The 20,591-nt window shown below is 58.8% G+C and carries 19 protein-coding genes; 16 read left to right on the forward strand and 3 right to left on the reverse strand.

All coding sequences use genetic code 11. The annotated features are described in order from the left end of the window. The first annotated feature begins 210 nt into the window (after positions 1-210). The 4 genes from JJQ76_RS10080 to JJQ76_RS10095 all read left to right on the forward strand — a co-directional run bounded on the left by JJQ76_RS10080 (position 211) and on the right by JJQ76_RS10095 (position 3,738). Positions 211-1,749: a 2-isopropylmalate synthase gene (locus JJQ76_RS10080; RefSeq protein ID WP_210396682.1), complete on the forward strand. Its 1,539-nt coding sequence runs from the start codon at positions 211-213 to the stop codon at positions 1,747-1,749. Then, entirely contained in the window at positions 1,749-2,537 is a 789-nt protein-coding gene (locus JJQ76_RS10085; protein WP_210396683.1) for a hypothetical protein, read from the forward strand. Before JJQ76_RS10080 ends, JJQ76_RS10085 begins: the two co-directional genes overlap by 1 nt. Further along, on the forward strand, positions 2,534-2,977 hold the full coding sequence (rimI, locus tag JJQ76_RS10090; RefSeq protein WP_210396684.1) for a ribosomal protein S18-alanine N-acetyltransferase: 444 nt from the start codon (positions 2,534-2,536) through the stop codon (positions 2,975-2,977). The genes JJQ76_RS10085 and rimI overlap by 4 nt, the downstream gene beginning before the upstream one ends. Positions 2,978-3,045: 68 nt before the next feature. After that, entirely contained in the window at positions 3,046-3,738 is a 693-nt protein-coding gene (locus JJQ76_RS10095) for a flagellar brake protein (protein WP_210396686.1), read from the forward strand. A gap of 22 nt (positions 3,739-3,760) precedes the next feature. Here JJQ76_RS10095 and JJQ76_RS10100 read toward each other — a convergent pair whose 3' ends face one another. Then, a complete protein-coding gene (locus JJQ76_RS10100; RefSeq protein WP_210396688.1) occupies positions 3,761-5,287 on the reverse strand; it encodes a SulP family inorganic anion transporter in 1,527 nt (508 codons plus the stop codon). Positions 5,288-5,633: 346 nt separating this feature from the next. Here JJQ76_RS10100 and JJQ76_RS10105 point away from each other — a divergent pair, with 346 nt between their 5' ends. The 4 genes from JJQ76_RS10105 (at position 5,634) to JJQ76_RS10120 (ending at position 9,717) form a co-directional block, all read left to right on the forward strand. Next, entirely contained in the window at positions 5,634-7,214 is a 1,581-nt protein-coding gene (locus tag JJQ76_RS10105) for a peptide chain release factor 3 (RefSeq protein ID WP_210396689.1), read from the forward strand. A gap of 281 nt (positions 7,215-7,495) precedes the next feature. Then, entirely contained in the window at positions 7,496-7,882 is a 387-nt protein-coding gene (locus JJQ76_RS10110) for a hypothetical protein (RefSeq protein ID WP_210396692.1), read from the forward strand. A 233-nt stretch (positions 7,883-8,115) separates the two neighbouring features. Then, the gene (locus tag JJQ76_RS10115; protein WP_210396693.1) at positions 8,116-8,856 is read left to right on the forward strand and encodes a hypothetical protein; all 741 of its coding nucleotides are present in this window, start codon (positions 8,116-8,118) and stop codon (positions 8,854-8,856) included. Positions 8,857-8,934: 78 nt separating this feature from the next. Beyond that, positions 8,935-9,717, forward strand: a complete 783-nt coding sequence (locus JJQ76_RS10120) for a TatD family hydrolase (RefSeq protein WP_246480540.1) — start codon at positions 8,935-8,937, stop codon at positions 9,715-9,717. Between the two features lie 30 nt (positions 9,718-9,747). Here the strand turns inward: JJQ76_RS10120 and JJQ76_RS10125 are convergent, their stop codons facing one another. Beyond that, complete coding sequence (locus JJQ76_RS10125; protein ID WP_210396695.1) at positions 9,748-11,664, reverse strand: beta-ketoacyl synthase; 1,917 nt, start codon at positions 11,662-11,664, stop codon at positions 9,748-9,750. A gap of 248 nt (positions 11,665-11,912) precedes the next feature. Here JJQ76_RS10125 and JJQ76_RS10130 point away from each other — a divergent pair, with 248 nt between their 5' ends. The 3 genes from JJQ76_RS10130 (at position 11,913) to JJQ76_RS10140 (ending at position 13,534) form a co-directional block, all read left to right on the forward strand. Next, the gene (locus JJQ76_RS10130; RefSeq protein WP_210396696.1) at positions 11,913-12,572 is read left to right on the forward strand and encodes a YiaD family glycine zipper/OmpA-like lipoprotein; all 660 of its coding nucleotides are present in this window, start codon (positions 11,913-11,915) and stop codon (positions 12,570-12,572) included. Between the two features lie 292 nt (positions 12,573-12,864). Then, entirely contained in the window at positions 12,865-13,116 is a 252-nt protein-coding gene (locus tag JJQ76_RS10135; RefSeq protein WP_210396699.1) for an FAD assembly factor SdhE, read from the forward strand. After that, positions 13,100-13,534, forward strand: a complete 435-nt coding sequence (locus JJQ76_RS10140; protein ID WP_210396700.1) for a protein YgfX — start codon at positions 13,100-13,102, stop codon at positions 13,532-13,534. The genes JJQ76_RS10135 and JJQ76_RS10140 overlap by 17 nt, the downstream gene beginning before the upstream one ends. On the opposite strand, the gene nadB is transcribed toward JJQ76_RS10140, so the two are convergent. Continuing rightward, positions 13,501-15,117 (reverse strand): L-aspartate oxidase, encoded by a 1,617-nt coding sequence (gene nadB / locus JJQ76_RS10145; protein WP_210396701.1) that lies wholly within the window; start codon positions 15,115-15,117, stop codon positions 13,501-13,503. The genes JJQ76_RS10140 and nadB overlap by 34 nt on opposite strands. Positions 15,118-15,361: 244 nt before the next feature. Between nadB and rpoE the strand changes: the two genes are divergently transcribed. The 5 genes from rpoE (at position 15,362) to lepA (ending at position 20,590) form a co-directional block, all read left to right on the forward strand. Beyond that, complete coding sequence (rpoE, locus tag JJQ76_RS10150) at positions 15,362-15,946, forward strand: RNA polymerase sigma factor RpoE (RefSeq protein ID WP_210396702.1); 585 nt, start codon at positions 15,362-15,364, stop codon at positions 15,944-15,946. Positions 15,947-15,975: 29 nt separating this feature from the next. Then, positions 15,976-16,782, forward strand: a complete 807-nt coding sequence (locus tag JJQ76_RS10155) for a MucB/RseB C-terminal domain-containing protein (protein WP_210396703.1) — start codon at positions 15,976-15,978, stop codon at positions 16,780-16,782. A gap of 4 nt (positions 16,783-16,786) precedes the next feature. Beyond that, positions 16,787-17,224, forward strand: a complete 438-nt coding sequence (locus JJQ76_RS10160) for a SoxR reducing system RseC family protein (protein WP_210396704.1) — start codon at positions 16,787-16,789, stop codon at positions 17,222-17,224. A gap of 32 nt (positions 17,225-17,256) precedes the next feature. Continuing rightward, positions 17,257-18,669, forward strand: coding sequence for a DegQ family serine endoprotease (locus tag JJQ76_RS10165; RefSeq protein WP_246480541.1), 1,413 nt, complete (start codon positions 17,257-17,259; stop codon positions 18,667-18,669). 121 nt (positions 18,670-18,790) lie between these two features. Further along, positions 18,791-20,590, forward strand: a complete 1,800-nt coding sequence (gene lepA / locus JJQ76_RS10170; RefSeq protein ID WP_210396706.1) for a translation elongation factor 4 — start codon at positions 18,791-18,793, stop codon at positions 20,588-20,590. Position 20,591: the final 1 nt, after the last annotated feature.

Below are 20,591 nucleotides of genomic sequence, written 5' to 3' on the forward strand. Positions count from 1 at the left end.
CATGCAGACCACATTCGGCTACCGTTCCACCGCTTCATCCGGCCGCCTTCAGGCCCTGGGTGCTGCGTATCAGGTTGCGCGCCCGCTGCTCCTTCGACTGCCGTAATGGCAGGCCACTGATCTACCTCACCCCCTTTTCGTATTTGCAGACGCACTTGCAGAATTAATGTTTGCCGGACCTGCTGAGTCCGGTCGTGATGGAGCATCACCATGAGCGACAACCGAGTCATTATCTTCGATACCACCTTGCGCGACGGCGAGCAGAGCCCCGGCGCATCGATGACCAAAGCGGAAAAACTGCGGATTGCCAAGGCGCTGGAGAAGATGCGCGTTGACGTGATCGAGGCGGGCTTTGCCATCGCCAGCCCCGGCGACTTCGAGGCGGTGAAAGCGATCGCCGATACCATCCAGGACAGCACCATCTGCAGTTTGTCGCGGGCGCTGGACGCTGATATTGACCGTGCCGGCGAAGCCTTGAAGAACGCTAACTCCGGTCGGATTCATACCTTTATTGCGACCTCGCCGATCCACATGAAATACAAGCTGCAGATGGAGCCGGATCGGGTAGTGGAGCAGGCGGTGTATGCGGTCAAGCGTGCCCGTAACCTGATCGACGACGTCGAGTTTTCACTGGAAGATGCCAGCCGTTCGGAGCTGGACTTCATGTGTCGCATCATCGAGCAGGTGATCGACGCCGGTGCCCGCACCATCAATATTCCCGATACCGTAGGTTACGCGGTGCCGGAAGAGTTCGGCCACACCATTCGCCAGTTGATTGAGCGGATTCCGAACGCCGACAAGGCGATCTTCTCGGTTCACTGCCATAACGACCTGGGCTTGGCGGTGGCCAACTCCCTGGCGGCGGTCTCCAACGGTGCCCGTCAGGTAGAGTGCACCATCAACGGTCTCGGTGAACGGGCCGGTAACGCCTCGCTGGAAGAGGTGGTGATGGCGATTCGTACCCGCCACGACCGCCTGGGCGTGGAGACCGGCATCGACACCACCCACATCGTGCCGACTTCACGGCTGGTATCCGGGGTGACCGGCTTTCCGGTGCAGCCCAACAAGGCGATCGTCGGCGCCAACGCCTTTGCCCATGAGTCCGGCATTCACCAGGATGGCGTGCTCAAGCATCGCGAAACCTACGAGATCATGACCGCGCAGGATGTGGGCTGGCACACTAACAAGATGGTGCTGGGCAAGCACTCCGGCCGGGCCGCGTTTCGCTCGCGGCTTGAGGAACTGGGCACCACCTTTGAAACTGATGCTGAACTGAACACCATGTTTGCCCGCTTCAAGGAACTGGCCGACAAGAAGCACGAGATCTTCGACGAAGACCTGCAGGCGCTGGTGAGTGATACCAAGGCGGCCGGTTTTAATGAGCGCTATCGCCTGAGCTCGCTCAAGGTGACCTCGCAGACCGGCGAAACCCCGGTGGCCGAGGTGGTGGTGATGGTCGAAGGCGAAGAGATGCGTGCCACCTCCGCAGGCAGTGGTCCGGTAGATGCCGCGTACAAGGCGATTGAAAGTATCGTTCATACCGAAGCCAGTCTGGAGCTGTATTCGGTCAACGCCATCACCAGTGGTACCGATTCGCAGGGTGAAGTCACGGTACGGCTGGAAAAGGGTGGGCGGATCGTTAACGGCCTGGGTGCCGATACCGATATCGTTATCGCCTCCGCCAAGGCTTACCTGCATGCGGCCAATCTGCTGCTGTCGGATACCACCAAAGCGCACCCGCAAGTTTAATGACACTGACGAGCGACGAGCCGCTACGCCAGCGCTACCTGGCAGCCATGGGGATCACGCCATGGCTGCCGACCCGGGCCCTGCCGGGAGCATGCCCATCACCGCGCTGGCACTGGCAGCCGTTGGACCCGCTGCCTGCCGTTGGTGAGGTAAAAGCCCAAGCGCCGGTAGCCCCTGCGACGGCCGAATCCAGGGTCTCGCAAAAGCCGGCAGCGGATTCAGCGCGGGTTGATGTTCGCTCGCTGATTGGCGTCAGCGATCTGAGCTCCAATCCTGTTAAACCCGTGGCGCCGCAAGAGGCGACACCCGCGCCGGTGACGCCTTCCTCGGAGCCTGCGGCGCCGTTGATGTCGGCCATCCCGCGCTTTCGGTTATTGCTGGTTCGCTATGCCGACTGTCTGGTTCTGGATGACCTGCCACTGGACCCCTCCCAGCCGGTCACGCCCCAGCATCAGAGCTTGCTGGCGGCCATTCTGGCGTCGGTGGGTCTGGGAGGCGATGTGCTTAAGAGTCATATAGTCAGCTGGCCGATGTTCGCCGCCGATTCCGGGCATGACCAAGGGGCAGATGTGGCGGCCATGATGCTGCGCAACGAGGCCGGTTTCGACCAGTTGCCGCCGCAACTGCCGCTGTTGTTGCTCGGTGAGCAGGCTGGTACCCATCTGTTGGGTGAGCAGGCGGATTATCAAGGGCCGGTCGTGCGAGGACCCAGCCTCAACGAAATGCTGCGTATCCCTGCGCGCAAGGCCGATCTGTGGCGGGCGTTGCAGCCGATCAGGAACCGGTGAGCGGTTCGGTTCGCGCGCTTGGCGTGAACGATCTGGAGGCCCTGGCGGCTTTGGATCAGCGTCTGTTTACCCACCCCTGGCCGCGGGCCAGTCTGCGCCAGGCGCTGGCCTCCGGGCAGCCCGTGCTGGGGTGTTGGGACGATGGTCTACTGACGGGATATCTTGTGGGTCGTATTGTGGCCGATGAGGCCGAGCTGTTGCAGATCGGGGTGGATGCTGACAAGCGTCGCAGAGGTCGCGCCAGTCAGTTGCTGAGGGCTTTTGTCCGCTTGTTGAATCAACACCAGGTGGCTGCGCTGCACCTCGAGGTGCGGCAGTCAGCCGCCGCGGCGCAAGCTTTTTATCAGCACCACGGCTTTGTGCCAGTGGGGCATCGGCGCCATTACTATCCGTTGAACGACGGGCGCGAAGACGCACTGCTGTATCGATTGAGCTTGTAACCCCTTGTCGCCCAGTGGGTGCTTGGGTATCTTCTACCCATTCGAACTATCAGGATGTTCAGGTTCCTATGTCCGATCACGGAGGACTGCCGACGCGATTCGCCGAGCTGAGAGTGCAGCCGGGCGATGCGTTCAGTGTCGAAACCATTACTCCCCCCAAGCGCTATCCCGTCCGCCTGATCGGTTACAGCGAAGGTGACAGTCTGTTGGTGAGTACCCCGCGCATTCAGGGGAAAACCTTTCTGTTGCCTGAAGGGCAACTGCTGCGGGTAAGGATGATGGCGGACAACATCGCCTGTGGCTTTGAAACCCGGGTGTTACACAACTGTCGTACCCCCTTCCTGTATGCCCATCTGGCCTACCCCAAAAGCATCAAATCGGTAGCCGTGCGCCAAGCGTCGCGCGTAGCGTTGAAGTTGCCGGCGATTGTGGCGGAGTTCGAGCCGGGTGCGCTGCCGGGTCAGTGGCCCAAGAAAGGCCTGATTATCGATATGAGCAGTGGCGGGGCGCGGCTGCACAGTAAAGAACCGGTGGCAGCGGTGGGGAGCGAGTTACGGTTGCGGTTTCGGGTGATGATCGATACCGTCGAGCGCGATGAGCAGGTGCGCGCGATTGTGCGTAATATCACCGAGGTGGGGCAAGGGCCGGAAGACGCGGGCTACCAGTACGGATTGCAGTTCATGGATGTGGGCGAAGAGGATCGGATACGCATCTCCGGCTATGTATACGAACAGATCCTGCACCACGGCAAGGGGCGCTAGAGCCCCTTGCTATGGCCGCGGATCAGGCGAGCTGATCGGTGGCGACGTGGTACTTGGGGTCTTCGATCACGTTCACTTCTACCAGGTCTCCCGCTTTGCGCAGCAGTTTGCGACACTCCGGACTCAGGTGGCGCAGGTGAAGCTGCTTGCCAGCGCTGATGTAGCGCTCCGCCAGGGTGTCGATCGCTTCCAGACCGGAGTGATCCGCCACCCGCGAGTACTGAAATTCGATCACCACGTCGTCCGGATCATTGGCCGGATCGAACAGACCGAGAAAGTTATTTACCGAGCCGAAGAAGATCGGACCGTGCAGACGGTAGATCTTGGTCTCCCCCTCCATGCTGGTGACCACGCGAATATATTTGGCGTGCTGCCAGGCAAACACCAGCGCTGATACGATAACCCCGACTACCACCGCGATGGCCAGGTCGGTCGCTACGGTTACGCCGGACACCAGGATCAACACGAAGGCGTCTGCACGCGGGATCTTGCGCATGATGCGGAAACTCGACCATTCAAAGGTGCCGAGCACCACCATAAACATCACCCCCACCAGGGCGGCGACCGGAATCTGCTCGATCAGTGGTGAGGCAAACAGAATAAATGCCAGCAGCGCCAGCGCTGCGGTAATGCCGGATGCGCGACCGCGACCGCCGGAGTTGATGTTGATCATGCTCTGGCCGATCATGGCGCAACCGCCCATACCACCAAAGAATCCGGTGACTACGTTGGCGGTACCCTGACCGATGCACTCGCGATTACCGCGTCCGCGGGTTTCGGTAATTTCGTCGATCAGGGTGAGCGTCAGCAGTGATTCGATCAGGCCGATGGCGGCAAGAATCACCGCGTAGGGCAGAATGATGATCAGTGTTTCCAGATTGAATGGCACCGCAGGGATGGCGAAGGTCGGCAAACCGCCGGCAATAGAAGCCACATCGCCCACGGTGCGGGTGTCAAGGCTTAAGCCGGCAGCCAGCAAACTGACCCCCAAAATGGCGGCCAGCGAGGCGGGGACCGCCTTGGTCAGGCGCGGCAAGAAGAAAATAACAGCCATGGTCAACGCCACCAGCCCCAGCATCAGGTAGAGCTGGCTGCCCTGCATCCACTGCAGTTCGCCGTTGCTGTCCAGAAACTTGAACTGGCTAAGTTGCGCGAGAAAAATCACGATTGCCAGGCCGTTAACGAAGCCCAGCATCACCGGGTGCGGAACCATCCGGATAAATTTACCCAGCCTCAGCACGCCGGCAAGGATCTGCAAAAAACCCATCAGCACCACCGTGGCGAACAGGTACTGCACGCCATGTTCGGCGACCAGCGTCACCATGACCACGGCCAGGGCACCGGTGGCGCCGGAGATCATGCCGGGTCGCCCACCGGCGATTGCGGTGATCAGGCCGACCATGAATGCCGCATAAAGTCCGACCAGCGGCTCAACCCCGGCCACAAACGCAAAGGCGACCGCTTCGGGGACCAAAGCCAAGGCTACGGTCAGACCGGATAATATGTCGTTTTTGAGATTTTGGCTGCGCCGAACGGCCAGTTCAAACATCGGGATTACCTCAGTAACTGCAACGATTCCACTGTCATGAACGGGCGCAATAGCGCCACGCCGCCAGCATTCCATGCTGCGGTGCAAAATAGGTTTGGAAAGGGGTCGGATTATACCCGTCACAGGCGAGGATTCAACCGCCGGTGGGTTGTTGTGGTGAGTTATATCAAATGGTGATTCTGGTGTGGCTGTCCGTATCGGGCGGGAAAGCGGATCGCAGTTGCGGCGGAGTCGAGTGCGGCTTGTTTGCGGTCGATAGGTTGGTGCGACTAGGAGCCGCGCCGGCTAGCGGCTATAATGTCGCCCCTTTGCGCACTCGCGCGCCACGCCTGATACCGTCGAAAGCATGAGCCAGATACAGACTGAAGTAAGCAAGCGGCGTACCTTCGCCATTATTTCGCACCCCGATGCCGGTAAAACCACGATCACCGAAAAGCTGCTGTTGTTCGGAAACCTGATTCAGAAGGCTGGCACCGTCAAGGGCAAGAAAAGTGACCGCCACGCCACCTCGGACTGGATGTCGATGGAGCAGGAGCGGGGGATCTCGATCACCTCGTCGGTGATGCAGTTCCCCTACAACGGTCGTATGGTCAATCTGCTGGATACCCCCGGGCACGAAGACTTCTCGGAGGACACCTATCGCACCCTGACGGCGGTGGACTCCGCATTGATGGTGGTGGATGGCGCCAAGGGGGTTGAGGATCGCACCATCAAGCTGATGGATGTCTGTCGCTTGCGTGACACGCCGATCTTTTCCTTCGTTAACAAGATGGACCGCGACATCCGTGACCCTATCGAGCTGCTCGACGAGATCGAAGAGGTGCTTAAAATTGCTGCGGCGCCTATTACCTGGCCGATCGGCATGGGCAAGGACTTCAAGGGGGTCTACAACCTCTACACCGATGTGCTGCACCTGTTTACCCCCGGCATGGGTCATACCATCCCCGAAGACAAACAGATCCGGGAAATCGACAGTGACGCCGCCCGGGAGTTGCTGGGCGACGAGTACGATGATTTTCTGGAAGAGATGGAGTTGGTGCGCGGCGCTACTCATCAGTACGACCAGGAAGCCTTTCTGGCCGGACAACTGACCCCGGTTTTTTTCGGTACCGCACTGGCTAACTTTGGCGTCCGTGAGATGCTGAACGACTTTGTTGAATGGGCACCGTCGCCGCCTGCGCGTGCTACCGAAAGCCGTGCTGTTGCGCCCGACGAGGACAAGTTCAGTGGCTTCGTGTTTAAGATTCAGGCCAACATGGACCCCAAGCACCGGGACCGCATCGCCTTTATGCGGATCTGTTCGGGATCCTATCGACAGGGAATGAAAATGCGGCACACCCGCATAGGTAAAGATGTAAAGATTGCTGATGCGGTGACCTTCCTGGCCGGCGACCGGGAAAATGTCGAAGAGGCCTGGTCCGGCGATATTATCGGTTTGCACAACCATGGCACCATCCAGATTGGTGACACCTTCACCGAAGGCGAGGTATTGAAGTACACCGGTATTCCCCACTTCGCTCCGGAGATGTTCCGGCGTGTGCGTCCGAAGGATCCGCTAAAAATGAAACAGCTGCAGAAAGGCTTGCAACAGCTGTCGGAAGAGGGTGCAGTGCAGCTGTTCCAGCCACTGAAAAACAACGACCTGATTCTTGGCGCGGTGGGTCAGCTGCAGTTTGAAGTCGTGGTGTTCCGGCTCAAAGACGAATACAAGGTGGAGTGTATCTACGAGCCGATCAGCGTACAGACGGCACGCTGGGTAGAGTGCGACGATAGCAAGATGCTGGAGGAGTTCCGGCGTAAGGCTCACGACAATCTATCGGTTGACGGGGGTAATCTGCTCACCTACCTGGCCCCTACGCGCGTCAATCTCAGTCTGGCCGAAGAGCGCTGGCCTGACGTTCGCTTCCGTGCCACGCGCGAGCACTAATCTCAGCGGTTCGTGCTATCCGCGGCGAGGTGTTTTTGTCGAAGCTCTCGCCGCTCTCCTCTTCCTGTTTACTCATGCGATAGTTATGCTGCGTTAGTTACCGCGATTTTAAACGTGTGTTAGATAATCACGTCAGCATTTTTTACATTCCCACCGTCTAATTCAACAGCTCATGCAGCAAGCGTTAATGTAAACAAGGTGTTATGGTCTTGGCACAAGAAATGCTTCAGTTATTCTTGAATGCTTTTTTGTGACTCCAAGAGCTGTTGGAGGTGTTTGAAGTGTTACCTAAGCGATTTTATGAAGCGTTACCTTACCTTTATATTGTGTCTGCCCTGGCGGTAATGGCGTTCACTGATGGCGGGTTGGTGTATCTTTTTGCTGCCATTCTGTACGCCTGCGGCGCGGCGGTCTGGGTTATGCGTTCCTCTTATCGGCGCAAGACCTCGCCGGCGCTGATTCGTAACCGCAAGGGCTTTATGCTCTTCCCCGCATTTATCTATGAGTACCTGCCCTTTATTTATCTCGGTGTCGGGGTCCTGGTGTTGCTCAGTGTTTCGCCGCCCTGGGGTGTGGTGCCAGGGATTATGCTCTGTCTGGCCGGGGTGTTGGTGTGGATTATTCGCGCTATCTACCGCAGTCACTCCTACTACGATGTTCACGCGTAAACAGATGTTTCAATTGAGCGGTTAATAAGTAACCGCTGCGGCCGATACCTCGTTGTGTGGTTCAGCATCGAGGTGTCGCCGTGGATCTCGCTCCTTTCTCATCCTTTTTATCATCCCCCCATCCTGCGTCGCAGGACGTGGTCCGTTCGCCTGGTCGCAGTTTGCACGGCTGGGCTCGTGGTCAAGACCCAGAGCCGCCGGTCGCGCGCGAATCGACCCGACTCGGAGCGGCGATGTCGGCAAGTGTCCGCTCCGCCGAGGTTCGCTATCAGCAGCGCCAGTCATTTGAACTTGAGTTGACCACCCGGGACGGCGATCGAGTTCGTTTGCAGCTCAGCAGTGACCAACGTGGGTCGCTGGCGCTTGAGCAAGTGCAGCGCGTGACCGAAGAGGGTAGTGAGGTTGTCAGCCGTCAGCAGGGAGCGCTCCAGCGTCACTCCGGTGTGGAGTTGTCAATTCAGGGAGAGCTGGATGAGGGCGAAGTGGCGGCCATTGATGCGTTAGTTGCGCAGCTCAATGAGGTATCGGATAGTTTCTTTAATGGCGGTGCCATGGTTGCGTTCGATAAATTGAAGCAGCTGGGCTACGATAGCGGCGAGATTGCCGGATTTTCATTGCAGCTGGAGCAGCAAACGTCTGTCAGTGCGCGCTATAGCGAAGCGGCAGTGAGCCAGTACCGTACCGTTGCTGCTGATCCGGAGCCTGACCCGGGGCGTGGATTGGGGCGTTTGGTATCGGCGTTAAGGGAGGCGCAACGCTTGGCTGAGGAGTTGCTGGAGGTCCCTGCGCAGTTAGATCAGCTGCTTGATGAGGTATTGCGGCCGCAGTTAGAAGCGCGCTCGGAGAGCGCTGACGGCAGTGAGGGCTGGCAGCGTCAGCTCGCGCAAGCACGAGAGATGTATACCGAGCTCCTGACCCCGTTGCGTGAGAGCGGACCCCGTCAGAGCGATCTCGGCGAGGTTGACGACGACTGAGTATCCGAGCGCAGCCGGTTTCGGTCTGCCTGGATTTGGGGCTAGACTGGCGGCAGACGCTGCCGCCGGATACCTGTCATGCTGATGCCGCCACTGATCGATACCCATTGTCACCTCGATTTCCCGGTCTTTGATGGCCAGCACAGGGCGCTGTTGTCGCGCTGTGCTCGGCTGAGTGTAGCCAGAATCGTAATTCCCGCCGTGATAGCGGATCACTGGCCGCGTTTGATGCAGTTGGCGGATATGCATGAGCCACTGTTGCCTGCCTTGGGGTTGCACCCCTGTTTTGTTGAGCATCATCTTCCTGACCACCTGCTTGAGCTGGAATCGCTGTTGGCGGAGCGCCGCGTCTGCGCAGTGGGGGAGATCGGGCTGGACTTGTGGCATGGCGACAGCACGCTGAAGCAGCAGAGCGAGTATTTCGAGGCCCAGTTGGCGTTGGCGGAGCGGTTTCAGTTGCCGGTGCTATTGCATGTCCGTAAAGCGCATGAGCAGACCATTGCGTTGTTGCGCCGGCGGAGCTTCACTCAGGGAGGGATTGTTCATGCATTCAGTGGCAGTCAGCAGCAGGCGGAACGCTATCTGGAGCTGGGGTTTTGTCTGGGGGTCGGTGGTGGCGTGACCTATCCGCGGGCCAGGAAGCTGCGGCGAACCTTGGCGGCGATGCCGGACGATGCTCTGGTGCTGGAGACTGATGCGCCGGATATGCCCTTATGTGGCTATCAGGGGCAGCCCAACTCCCCGGAAAAGTTGCCTGAGGTGCTGCAGGCGCTGGCGGAGGTGTGCCAGCGACCGGCTGAACAGCTGGCAGAGCAGTTATGGCGCAACAGTTGTCGGGTGTTGCGCCTTGAAGCTGCTTGAGCAGGGTCGGTTGCCCGGCGGAATAATACCTTACGGGTCGCAGTAATCGTCGAGTTCGTGGTTGGTGTCCAGCTGCACGGCTTGAGTGTAACCGGGAATCCGAATCTCCTGATCGGTAATCTGCATATCTTCTCCGGATAGCACATTCTGTCCAAACAGGTAGGTAGGGCGGTTCAAGCCGCGGGTTGCCTCCTGGTCGTACTCGCCCGCCGAGGCGCGCACCTCTTGTAGTTTTGCCTCGTACGCTTTGAACGGCGCCATACCGTGCTTGCGACGCATGAGTTGCAACGTGGCTTCAGGACTGAAAACCGGGGCGCTGGCGTTGTTGCCGCCAAAGCCTTTGGAGTTGAGTAGCACGGCGTCGATGCCCTGGCGGCCGACTTCGATGTGGTCACGTTCGAAACGCAGATTGCTGCGGTGGACGTCATCCGCAACCTGATCCAGGGTGGTAATGCCCGGAATATAACCGTAGCGCCACACCCCGAGAGAGATGGCCAACTGGTCACCCCCGGCGGTGCCTTGGGAGTGACCCAGATAGCACTTGATTGCGGCGACGGGCCAGTTGCTGATTCCGAACGCTTTGGCCGTTTCGTTAATCACATGGGATTCAGTAACGCGATTCTGCGGCGTGCTGGTGCCGTGTGCCTGGACGAAACTGCGCTGTTTCAGTGCTGCGTCGCCGAGCAGTGAGCGCACCAGAGACGCGGCCCGGCCCATGGTGATGTAGTTGCCGACTCCTGGAGCAGAGATCGACTTCTTGTGACCGTCTGCATTGATGAAGACGTCCGGGACGCTGCCAAAAATATCAGCGCCGAGTTCGAGTGCCAGGGCATCATCGCAGAGCACTACAAACTGGGTGGCTTCACCCATGGTGAAGCCACAGTTGTTGGCAAAGGGGCGCGACGTCCTGCGGTAGTGTTCGTCGCTCAACACGCTCACACCGTCCAGTGCCAACAGGTCCTTGTCTTCGGCCAGTGCGCCCATGGCCCGGAAGCCTTCGATGATTTCCGGCGTTACCGGTGCGTCGCTGCCGCCGACCAGTACCAGTCGACGACGGCCGCTGCGAATATCATCCACCCCGTTGCGCAAGTTGTAGAGGAAGGTTGCGCAGGCTCCTAGAGAGGAGCCGGTCGCGCCGAGATTGCCCAGCAGATAGGCGTTAACGAAATCGGCAGGCATCTGGCCGTAGCCCAGAGGCATCTGCTTGGAGGTGGTCCGCTTGCCCTGTACTGGCGATTTCAGTAGTCCGCCAAAACCGTAGTCGTCCAGCTGACCAATGGAGTTACCCGCGTATACGGCGACCTGATCGGGAGGGAGCAGGTTACGGATCTGTTCCCACGGAATGCCAACGGAATTGATCGCGTCCGAGGCGCCGAACACCGTCATCTGCAGGTTGCGCGGGTGGTTGCGCGACTGATACAGCTCGCCCGGCCTAAAGCCGGTGGGTAGCTGGCCGGCGGCACGAACCTGCGAGGCTCGGGTGTCCTTGAACAATAGCTCGAAGCTGTCGTTCACCTGAACCTCGACCATGCCTTTGCCGAGATCAAGAATTTGCCAGCCCGGCGGGATATCGGACGGCAAATGGCGCTTGCGCAGCTGAAAGGAGCAGCCGCTCTCCGCGGGCGAGATGGATGCGGGAGCATTGAACACGGTATGGTCAATGTCGAACCAGTCGGGGTGAATCTTGCGAATCAGGGTGTCGTTGAGCAGTTGGGGGGCGAGTTCGCTCCGCAGGCGCTGGCTGTCGATGGCACTGCCATCAGAAGCAACCAGTTGGCCATCTTGCCAGCGTGCACGACCGGTCAGCGTTGCCAGCCCGGTGAGCATGTTGTCGCGGTCGCCGGCCTCAAGCTTGTCGATAATGAGTCGCCGGTAGGCGTGATGAAATGACGAGCGTCCAGCCGGATTGATGCCTCCGAATCCGACGATGACTGGTAGATGAGACAACGAACTCTCCTCGGGAAGAAAAAACCGACAACGGTGGCGAATTTGTTCGCTCCATTCTATAAGGTGTCATCGAAGGTTACTAGCGGACCGGGGCCATAAAAAAGTAGCTTTTATGACCGATGAGAGGTATTTAGCGTGCTTTTTCGAACGCCGGTTGGGCGGGTAGGCTGAACTTGTGCGGTCGTCCAAGGTCCTAGCCTCTTAGTCCGAGGTGAGCGGTTTATCTACAGCAGCAAAAGGAGCACTTTGTGAACAAATGGATAGCGTTGGGTGCCGCCGTGGTGGTGGCCACCGGTTGCCAGACCATCGACCCCTATACCGGTGAACAGAAGGCTAGCAATACAACCGTGGGGGCGGGTATCGGTGCCGCTACCGGAGCTGTGCTGGGAGCGATGACCAGCAGCAAGGGGGATCGCAACAAGGGCATTTTGACCGGTGCTCTGGTCGGCGGTGCTGTTGGCGGAGGGGTTGGTTATTACATGGATCAGCAGGAGGCTCTGCTGCGGCAAGAGCTTGCAGGCAGTGGCGTTCAGGTCCAGCGTAACGGCGACGAGATCCGCTTGGTGATGCCGGGGAATATCACCTTTCCTACCAACTCGCACGACCTTAATTCATCCTTTATGCCAGTGCTGGATTCGGTAGCCAAAGTGTTGACCAAGTTTGACCAAACCCAGTTGATGGTTGACGGCTTTACCGACAGTCAGGGCAGTTTCGAGTACAACCAGCAGTTGTCTGAGCGTCGAGCCAGCTCGGTGGCGGGCTATTTGCGTAATGTCGGGGTGGCGAGCCAGCGTCTGCAAAGCAAAGGCTGGGGGGAGCGTTATCCGGTTGCCGATAACGGCACCGCCGCGGGGCGAGCGGCAAACCGGCGAGTAGAGTTGAATATCAAGAGCTTCGATTCGCAGTAATCTGATTGCCCGCCATATGGCGGGCAAAAGAAAAGGGCCTGCGGCGATCCTGCCTGAGGCCCTTCTTCCAGCATCCCTGCTGAAACACTTTTCCATGTGTTGTTAGGTCAAGGCTGTGGATCCTTCACAGTCGGCGGCATCCGTCCGCACTCCCTGTTTACAGAACCGATACTACGCCCAGCGCCTGTCCGGCTCCATAGGAAAAAATCTTAAAAGTCGTGGGTGTATTGATGCACCGCCCCTGTCAAGGCCTGTGCTATCATGGCGCCACGTTCGATTGGAGAGGTTGTGAATGTTTAGCGAAGTCGATATTCGCCGTCTCGGCTGGCACTGCCGGCGGGGTATGCTGGAACTTGATGTGGTGCTGATTCCGTTTTTGGAGCAGCGCTTTCGAAGTCTTGAAGAGGCAGATCAGCAGCGTTTTGAGAAGCTGATTGCCTGTGAGGATCAGGATATTTTCAGCTGGATCATGCGCAACGCAGAGCCGGAAGATCCCGACCTGAAACGGATCGTCGGGCTGATTCTCGATGGGATTCCGGCCTGAGCAGTTGAATCTTCGTCCCTCCCTACAGCTGCGCTGTCTGCTGGGAGGGTTGTATCTCGCAGCAATAGCTGCCGTCTTGTTGTCCGGAACGCCGCCATTGCTCCAACTGCTGTTACTGGCGATGCTGATGGCGGCGCGTTACCGGAGCGATCGTCAGCTTGGTCGTCAACGCGGGATCGCCGGGCTGCGCTGGGATCAGGAACAGCTGGCTATTCGCTTCGCCGGCACCGGCTGGCAGCCTGTCGAGATAGGTCGCCATTCGCGCCTGTTTTCATTTGCGCTGCTGTTGGAGCTGCATACAGCAGACGGGCGTCGGCTGTGGTTGCCTTTGTTTGCCGACGCTGCAGAAGCTGAGGGCTTTCGCCGCTTGCTGGTTGAGTTGCGTTATCGAATGAGCTCTTCGCCGCCCCAGTCGTAGTTGTGCGGCGTCAGTAAGGTATCGCGCTGCTCAGGCAGCAGGTTGGGGTAGTTGAGAGTGTAGTGCAGCCCGCGACTCTCCTTGCGGCGCATGGCCGAGCGGATGATCAGCTCGGCCACAACTGCCAGATTGCGCAGCTCGATCAGGTCTTTGGTGACTTTGTAATTGCTGTAGTAATCACTGATCTCCTGCTGCAGCAGGCTTACCCGATTCAGTGCGCGTTGCAGGCGTTTCTTGGTGCGCACGATGCCAACGTAATCCCACATGAAGCGTCTCAGTTCGTCCCAGTTGTGCGAAATTACCACGTCTTCGTCGGAGTCGGTGACTTGGCTTTCGTCCCAGAACGGGGTGGTGGGAAGCGGTGGTTGCTGGTCCAGTTGGCTGGCAATGTGGTTGGCTGCTGCGGAGGCAAAAACGATGCACTCCAGCAGTGAGTTGCTGGCGAGCCGGTTGGCACCGTGCAGGCCGCTAAATGCCGTCTCGCCGATGGCATAGAGCCCCGGGATGTCGGTGCGGCCGTGTTCGTCGGCCATGACCCCGCCACAGGTGTAGTGGGCGGCGGGCACCACGGGGATCGGCTGCTGGGTGATATCCAGCCCGTACTCGAGGCACTTGGCGTAAATGGTAGGGAAGTGGCTGCGGACAAACTCGGCCGGCTTGTGGGAGATGTCGAGGAACAGGCAGTCGCAACCCAGGCGTTTCATCTCGTGATCGATAGCCCGGGCGACGACATCCCGGGGGGCCAGCTCTTCGCGGGGGTCGAAATTGGCCATGAAGCGGCTGCCGTCAGGCAGCAGCAAGCGGCCGCCTTCGCCGCGCACGGCCTCGCTGATCAGAAAAGATTTGGCTTGTGGGTGATACAGGCAGGTGGGGTGAAACTGGTTGAATTCGAGGTTGGCAACGCGGCAGCCGGCGCGCCAGGCCATGGCGATACCGTCACCGGAAGCGCCGTCGGTGTTGCTGGTATACAGGTAGGCTTTGCTGGCTCCGCCGGTGGCCAGCACCACGAAAGGCGACAGATAGGTCGCCACGTGACCACTGCGCTGGTCCAGTACGTAGGCGCCGACGCAGCGGTTGTCCGCCAGCTTGAGCTTGCGACGGGTTATCAGGTCGATAGCGATGGCGTGCGGGAACAGGTCAATATTGCTGTGCTGGCGGGCCTGGTGAATCAGCGACTCGGAGATCGCGCGTCCGGTGGCGTCGGCGGCATGCACTACGCGGCGGTGGTTGTGCCCCCCTTCCTTAGTAAGATGGAGCGCACCGTCGGGATCGCGGGTGAACGGCACCCCCTGTTCGATCAGCCAGTTTATCGCCGCACGGCCGCCCTCGACGGTTTGGCGTACGGCGCCCGGCCGGCAGAGGTGGCCGCCGGCGGTCATGGTGTCGTCGAAATGGCTTTGGGTGGAATCGTTGGCGTCACACACCGCCGCGATCCCGCCCTGGGCCAGATAGGTCGATCCGGCCGTTAGCTCGCCCTTGCTCAATACTGCGATCCGGCATTGGTCTGCCAGCTTCAGTGCCAGAGTCAGCCCGGCAGCACCGCTGCCGATGATGACGACGTCGTAGTGAAACTCTTTGCTCATGTCTGCCGGGCGCTACTCGTTTGCAAGGTTCGAGATGGGTTAAAAAAATCGAGGTTGCCTATCATAACCTGATACGGATCACGATAGGCTGTGGAACTTACCGCAACAGGCGTGTTCCTATCTAGTACTTCGTGCGTCGACGTAGTGGGTCACAGGCCGGGCAGCGGGTGTACTTGGTTGTTAAAGTAGGGATTAAGTTGTAGCTTAGCGGCATATTTTCAGACCTGGACAGGGGCCCGACGGATTGTCTACAGGAAAGCAAACGACCACGGATCAGCAGCTGGTTCAGCGTGTACAGCAGGGTGATAAGCGCGCGTTCGATCTGCTGGTAAAGAAGTATCAGCACAAGATTATCGGCTTGGTGGGGCGTTATGTCTATGACCACCACGAGGCGATGGATGTTGCACAGGAGGCGTTTATCAAGGCCTACCGTGCGATGCCGGGATTTCGAGGTGAAAGCGCTTTTTATACGTGGCTGTACCGTATTGCCATCAATACGGCCAAGAACCATCTGGTTGCCAAGGGGCGCAGGCCGCCTGATGTCGATGTGGATATCGACGATGCGCAGCACCATGACAGCAACCGGTCGCTGAAAGAGATCGAGACGCCGGAAAATGCGCTGTACAAGGCAGAGCTGGAAAAAGCGGTTTACCAGGCGTTACACAAACTTCCGGAGGATCTGCGCATTGCGCTGACGCTGCGGGAGTTTGACGGTATGAGCTATGAGGATATAGCCCGGGTGATGGACTGCCCCGTGGGAACGGTGCGGTCACGTATATTCCGGGCGCGCGAAGCGATCGACAAGGTCGTTTCACCGTTGATGAGTTAGGGTGAAAACTCTTTTGTAAGAGGTGGGTGATGAGCGAGTCAGTTAAGCAGTCTCTTTCTGCGCTGATGGATGACGAGGCAGACCAGTTTGAGGTTCGCCGCGTGCTGCAGCAGATGGACGATGACGCTGCCGATACTTGGGCACGGTACCAGGTGGCGGGTGCTGTGCTGCGGGGAGAGTCGGTCCGGTCTGAGGATGTTCAGATCAGTGGCGCGGTGTGGAAAGCACTTGACGAGGAGCCGGTCTATCAGCAGAAAGCGTCGCTGAAAGGTTTCTGGAAACCGCTGGGTAGTGTCGCCGTAGCCGCCTCGGTGACGGCGATGGTTATGTTTGGTGCACAGAGCTATACCCCGGATACGGCGCCGCAGGTGGCTTCTTCCGGGGTCGGTGTCCTGCCGGCGCCGACTCCCAGTCGCTCTGGCTTGGTTCCGGCCCAGTATGGTCGCAGTAACGAACTGGCGCGTCATCCTGCGCTGGGTGAGCAGGATGTTATCCGCCTGTCGTCATCGATGGAGTACTACATCCACCAGCATCATGCCTTGATGCGCGAGCGTGCAGAGAAGTGGAGCGCGGGCTGGATCCCAGGGGAGTTCAAGCAGGTTCGCCATGATGTGATGCCAGATTCCGAAGTGATGCTGTACTCCAACGGCCGTACTGCGATCTCGGTATCGGTGGAACCCTTTGGTAAGCGCAAAGCGCGTGCGGGCGCGATCCAGGAGGGCGGCACGGTGGCCTTTGGTAAGCAGGTTGGCGACCAGTTCGTCACGGTGGTCGGCGACTTGCCGTTGATGATGGCCGACCGTATCGCGTCGTCGGTGGCGCTGGTAGAACGTTGAGGCGATGCTTGAAGAATCCGCTCAGGTTATCGAAGCCGCTGACGGCGGCGTCTGGGTCGAAACCGTGCGCCAGAGTGCCTGTAGCAGCTGCTCCGCCCGCAAGGGGTGTGGGCAAAAGCTGTTGAGTGATATCGGCCAGGGGGCCCGGTTTCGGGTACTGGCGCGCAATCCCCGGCAACTGGTTCTCAGCCCTGGTGACCCGGTGGTGCTGGGTCTGGCGGAATCCTCCCTGCTCACGGCGTCGGCGCTGGTTTATCTCCTCCCTCTGGTAACGATGGCTGTCGCCGCGGTGGTCGCGCAATGGTCGGGGGCTGCTGAAGGCTTGGTTGCGCTGGCAGGTATGGTCGGTTTGGGGCTCGGTTTGCTGGGCGTAAGGCATTGGGGGCCGGGGCGCAGTCAAGACTGTCGTTACCAGCCGGAAGTGTTGCGTAAGGCTGCGTAACCCGTGCGCAGCTGTGTGAGGAAGGCGATCGAATGAATATTCATTCTCTGTGGCGAGTGTTGTCGGCATTGCTGCTGCTGGCGTTGTTCAGTCACGCTGCGCGTGCCGCCAGCCTGCCAGACTTTACCGATTTGGTTGAAGAGGCCTCCCCGGCCATTGTCAATATCAGCTCTGTTCGTGCGGCCGATGGTGACGAGAGCAAAGACGACAATCCGCTCGAAGGTTATAACCCGGAGCAGCTGCCGGAGATTTTCAAGCACTTCTTCGGCGAGCGCGGCTTCAATGCGCCGCGCCGGAGTCATCCACGCTCATTGGGCTCCGGTTTTATCATCTCGGAAGATGGCTATCTGCTGACCAATAATCACGTGGTCAAAGAGGCGGATACGATCATGGTCCGCCTGAGTGATCGACGCGAGTTGGAGGCAACCCTGATTGGGGCCGATCCCCGTTCTGACCTGGCGTTACTCAAGATTGAAGCAGACGACCTGCCGGTGGTGCGGCTGGGCAATTCCGACCGGCTGAAAGTCGGTGAGTGGGTACTCGCTATCGGATCGCCGTTCGGCTTTGATCATACCGTTACCGCCGGCATCGTCAGCGCCAAGGGGCGCAGCCTGGCCAACGAAAACTATGTACCGTTCATCCAGACGGATGTGGCTATCAACCCTGGTAACTCGGGCGGGCCGCTGTTCAATCTGGATGGCGAGGTGGTCGGCATTAACTCCCAGATTTACACGCGCTCCGGCGGCTTTATGGGGCTGTCCTTTGCGATTCCCATCACCATGGCGATGGAGGTGGTCGAGCAGCTGAAGGAGAGTGGCCATGTCTCCCGCGGCTGGCTTGGGGTGATCATCCAGGAGGTCAATCGAGATCTGGCCGAGTCGTTCGGTCTGGACAAACCGGCGGGGGCCCTGGTTGCCAAGGTGTTGCCGGATAGCCCTGCCGCGCAGGCGGGCTTGCAAGAGGGTGATATCATCGTCGAGTTCAATGACCATCCGATCTCGGTATCGTCGGAGCTGCCGCAGCTGGTAGGGCGCATCAAACCCGGCCGTTCGGTGCCGTTGGAGGTTGTACGAAACGGTTCCAACAAGGCGTTATCGGTAACCATCGGTGTGCTCCCCGAAGAGGATGCTCTGGCGCTCGCTGCTCGTGGTGATGCTGAAGCCAACAGCAACCGGCTGGGTATTCAGGTCTCTCCGCTGGAAGAGGAACGGCGTGCCAAATGGAATATCAGCGGTGGCGTTGTGGTGCGCTCGGTTGAGCAGGGCCCGGGGGCCGATGCCGGTCTGGTTGCGGGCGATGTGATTACCATGCTGAATGGCGCCTCCATTACTGATGTTGCGAGGTTTCAGGAGGTCGCCAGCTCGTTGCCGGAAGGCAAGGCTGTTCCGATGAGGATCGTACGACGAGGTAGCCCTTTGTTCCTGCCGCTTAAAATCCAAGAGTAGAGCAGAGAGGGCGCCGCGGGCGCCCTCTCTGTTTTCAGGCTGCGTGCACATGGCTCTGTGGGCCTAAATAAGCTAAAATCGCGCCCCTTAATTAATCCTTCTCCTTTAGAGCGTTTCACCGGTGAGCGACCTTAAGCACATCCGCAATTTTTCTATCATTGCCCATATTGATCATGGCAAGTCTACTCTGGCCGATCGCATTATCCAGTTGTGCGGCGGCCTGGAGCAGCGCGAAATGTCGGCCCAGGTGCTGGACTCCATGGATATCGAGCGCGAGCGCGGTATCACCATCAAAGCGCAAAGCGTTACCCTTAACTACAACGCCCGTAACGGCGAGATCTATCAGCTTAACTTTATCGATACCCCGGGACACGTTGACTTTTCCTATGAAGTGTCGCGCTCGCTGGCGGCCTGCGAAGGTGCGCTGCTGATCGTTGATGCGGCGCAGGGCGTTGAGGCGCAGTCGGTGGCCAACTGTTACACCGCCATCGAGCAGGGGCTCGAGGTGATGCCGGTTCTTAACAAGATGGATCTGCCCCAGGCGGAGCCGGATCGCGTCAAGCAGGAAATTGAAGAGGTCATCGGTATTGATGCCACCGACGCGGTGCTGACCAGCGCCAAGAGCGGCATGGGTATTGAGGATGTGCTTGAACGTCTTATTGATGTGGTGCCGCCCCCGGTGGGTGATGTCGATGCGCCTTTGCAAGCGCTGATCATCGATTCCTGGTTCGACAACTATCTGGGTGTGGTGTCACTGGTGCGGGTGATGCAGGGGACACTCAAGGTAAAGGACAAAATTCTGGTCAAATCCACCAAGAACAGCCACCCGGTGGACAGCGTTGGCGTCTTTACCCCCAAACGCAAGGAAACGGGAGTTTTGCGTGCCGGTGAGGTGGGGTATGTGGTCGCCGGCATCAAGGATATCCATGGGGCTCCGGTAGGCGACACGCTGACCCTGATCAAAACCCCGGATGTCGAGAGTCTGCCCGGGTTCCAGCGGGTCAAGCCGCAGGTTTATGCCGGGATGTTCCCGATCTCCACCGATGATTACGAAGACTTTCGTGATGCCCTGGGCAAGCTGACTCTCAATGACGCATCGTTGGTGTATGAGCCCGAGACCTCCGATGCGCTGGGTTTTGGTTTTCGTTGTGGCTTCCTCGGCATGCTGCACATGGAGATCATTCAGGAGCGGCTGGAGCGGGAGTATAACCTTGACCTGATCACTACGGCACCGACGGTGGTTTACGAGGTGGAGCTTAACTCCGGTGAGGTTGTTTACGTTGACAGCCCCTCCAAATTGCCCGATTTCGGCGCCATCAAAGAGATGCGTGAGCCGATTGTGGTCGCCAATATTCTGGTGCCGCAGGAGTATCTTGGCCCGGTCATCACCCTGTGTGTGGAAAAACGGGGTGTGCAGCGAGACATGCACTATATGGCCAATCAGGTAGCGGTGACCTATGAGCTACCGATGAGTGAAGTGGTAATGGACTTCTTCGACCGCCTGAAGTCGGTCAGCCGTGGTTATGCGTCACTGGATTACAGCTTTGAACGCTTCCAGGCCGCCAGCTTGGTGCGGGTCGATGTACTGATCAACAGCGAGCGAGTCGATTCTCTGGCGGTGATTATGCATCGGGATAACGCCCAGTACCGGGGGCGGATGTTGTGCGAGAAGATGAAGGAACTGATACCCCGACAGATGTTTGATGTGGCGATTCAGGCGGCGATCGGCGGCAAGATCATCGCTCGCACAACGGTAAAGGCCCTGCGCAAGAATGTGACCGCTAAGTGCTATGGCGGTGACGTCAGCCGTAAGAAGAAGCTGCTGCAGAAGCAGAAAGAGGGCAAGAAACGGATGAAGCAGGTCGGTCGCGTAGAAGTACCACAGGAAGCTTTTCTGGCCGTGCTCAAGATGGATAACTAAT

The organism is Motiliproteus sediminis (assembly GCF_017912535.1).
Taxonomy (GTDB): Bacteria; Pseudomonadota; Gammaproteobacteria; order Pseudomonadales; family Balneatricaceae; genus Motiliproteus; species Motiliproteus sediminis.

Excerpts from the sequence above, each read along its gene's own strand:
- JJQ76_RS10115 (WP_210396693.1), top strand. The coding sequence starts at position 8,116 with ATGTCGGCAAGTGTCCGCTCCGCCGAGGTTCGCTATCAGCAGCGCCAG.
- nadB (WP_210396701.1), bottom strand. The coding sequence starts at position 15,117 with ATGAGCAAAGAGTTTCACTACGACGTCGTCATCATCGGCAGCGGTGCT.
- JJQ76_RS10155 (WP_210396703.1), top strand. The coding sequence starts at position 15,976 with ATGAGCGAGTCAGTTAAGCAGTCTCTTTCTGCGCTGATGGATGACGAG.
- JJQ76_RS10135 (WP_210396699.1), top strand. The coding sequence starts at position 12,865 with ATGTTTAGCGAAGTCGATATTCGCCGTCTCGGCTGGCACTGCCGGCGG.
- JJQ76_RS10080 (WP_210396682.1), top strand. The coding sequence starts at position 211 with ATGAGCGACAACCGAGTCATTATCTTCGATACCACCTTGCGCGACGGC.
- JJQ76_RS10085 (WP_210396683.1), top strand. The coding sequence starts at position 1,749 with ATGACACTGACGAGCGACGAGCCGCTACGCCAGCGCTACCTGGCAGCC.
- JJQ76_RS10120 (WP_246480540.1), top strand. The coding sequence starts at position 8,935 with ATGCTGATGCCGCCACTGATCGATACCCATTGTCACCTCGATTTCCCG.
- JJQ76_RS10100 (WP_210396688.1), bottom strand. The coding sequence starts at position 5,287 with ATGTTTGAACTGGCCGTTCGGCGCAGCCAAAATCTCAAAAACGACATA.
- JJQ76_RS10105 (WP_210396689.1), top strand. The coding sequence starts at position 5,634 with ATGAGCCAGATACAGACTGAAGTAAGCAAGCGGCGTACCTTCGCCATT.
- JJQ76_RS10165 (WP_246480541.1), top strand. The coding sequence starts at position 17,257 with ATGAATATTCATTCTCTGTGGCGAGTGTTGTCGGCATTGCTGCTGCTG.
- JJQ76_RS10140 (WP_210396700.1), top strand. The coding sequence starts at position 13,100 with ATGGGATTCCGGCCTGAGCAGTTGAATCTTCGTCCCTCCCTACAGCTG.
- JJQ76_RS10095 (WP_210396686.1), top strand. The coding sequence starts at position 3,046 with ATGTCCGATCACGGAGGACTGCCGACGCGATTCGCCGAGCTGAGAGTG.
- JJQ76_RS10160 (WP_210396704.1), top strand. The coding sequence starts at position 16,787 with ATGCTTGAAGAATCCGCTCAGGTTATCGAAGCCGCTGACGGCGGCGTC.